The 1,796-nt window shown below is 72.3% G+C and carries 1 protein-coding gene; it reads right to left on the minus strand.

Features of this window, described 5'->3' with window-relative positions:
- Positions 1–1,796, minus strand: a 1,796-nt coding sequence (locus tag AB0J93_RS30070; protein WP_363925730.1) for a condensation domain-containing protein, incomplete at both ends; no start/stop codon positions are given.

Consider the following 1,796-nt stretch of genomic DNA (forward strand, 5'->3'; position numbering starts at 1 on the left):
CGACAAACCCACCCGCGCCTCGAAAACCGCCCCAAACGTCCCCGCAGGAAGATCAACCACAGTGCCGTTCCAACCGAGCAGAAGCTGCTCCCGCTCCCCGGCGTCCAGCAGCGAGACGTCATGCAGCCGCACCTCAGCGTTTGCGGTAACCGTCGCAAGCACCCGTCCGAACCACCCGGCGATCCGCTGCGCCGTCGACTCGTCGAACAGGTCCGCCGACGCGCTCACGACGCCCCGCAACCCGGCTGGGCGGCCCTGCGCGTCGAAGATCTCCGCCGCGGTCACCCCGAGGTCGAACCGCGCCGGCGTGTCCACGCCGTCGACCTGCGGAGGCTCCGCCCCGCCGCGCCGCACGTTCTGCACGGTGAGCATGACCTGGAACAGCGGGTGCCGGGCCATCGACCGTACCGGAGCCAGCTCTTCGACCAGCCGCTCGAACGGCACGTCCTGATGTTCCAGCGCGCCCAGCCCGGCCTGCCGCACCCGGCCCAACACCTCGGCGAACGTCGGGGCACCCGACAGGTCGGTGCGGATGACGAGGGTGTTGACGAAGAACCCGACCAAGTCGTTCAGGCCCTCGTCGTGGCGCCCGGCGACCGGGAAGCCGATCGGGATGTCGGTGCCCGCGCCCAGCCGGGACAGCAGCACAGCGAGCGCGGACTGGAGCACCATGAAGGTCGTGACGCCCTTGGCCTGGGCCAGCTCGGCGAGCCGCCGGTGCACCTCGGCCGGGATCTGCAACGGCACCTGGTGTCCCTGGTGGGTGGCCACCGGCGGACGCGGACGGTCGGCGGGCAGCGCCAGTTCCTCCGGGGCCCCGGCGAGCGTCTGCCGCCAGTACGCGATCTGGGTCGACAGCAGGCTGTCTGGGTCCGCATCCGAGCCCAGCAGTTCGCGCTGCCATACGACGTAGTCCGCGTACTGCACGGGCAGCGCGTCCCAGGCCGGCGCCGCGCCGCGCAGCCGTGCCTCGTACGCGGTGGACAGGTCCCGGCTCAGCGGTTCCCGGGACCAGCCGTCACTGGCGATGTGGTGCACCACCAGCACGAGAACGGATGGTTCGAACAGCCACGCCCGGATCGGCACCTCGGCGGCCAGGTCGAACACGTACCGGCTCGCCTCGGCCACCGCCTCGGACAGCCCGTCCGGCGCGACCGGCCGTACCTGGAGGGCCCAGTCGAGCTCGGCCGGGTCGAGGATCTTCTGGTACGGCTGGCCGTCGGCGACCGCGAACACCGTCCGCAGCGACTCGTGCCGGCCGATCACGTCGCGCAGCGCGGCGTCCAGCGCGGCCACGTCGACGCCGGCGTCCAGCCGGATCACCACAGGGATGTTGTAGAGCGCGCTGGGCCCTTCGAGCTGGCCGAGGAACCACAGTCGCTGCTGCGCAAAAGACAAGGGCGGGTGCGCGGTACGCGTCCCTGCCCGCAACGCCGTCCGCGCCCGGCCTCCCCCGCCGCCGGCCAGCCACGCCGCCAGGCCCGCCACGGTCGGCGCCTCGAACAGCACCCGCAGCGGCAGTTCGACGCCCAGCACCGCCCGCACCCGGGACATCAGCCGCACGCCGAGTAGGGAGTGCCCGCCCAGCCGGAAGAAGTCGTCGTCGACGCCCACCCGGTCCAGGCCGAGTACCTGGGCGAACACCGCGCACAAGAGCTCTTCCTGCACGGTGGCCGGCTCGCGGCCCGCGCCCGTCTCGAACTCCGGCGCCGGCAACGCCTGCCGGTCGAGTTTGCCGGTGGCGGTCAGTGGTAGCCGGTCGAGCGTGACCACCGCGGAGGGCACCATGTACTCAG

The organism is Micromonospora sp. NPDC049374 (assembly GCF_040677165.1).
Lineage (GTDB): Bacteria > Actinomycetota > Actinomycetes > Mycobacteriales > Micromonosporaceae > Micromonospora.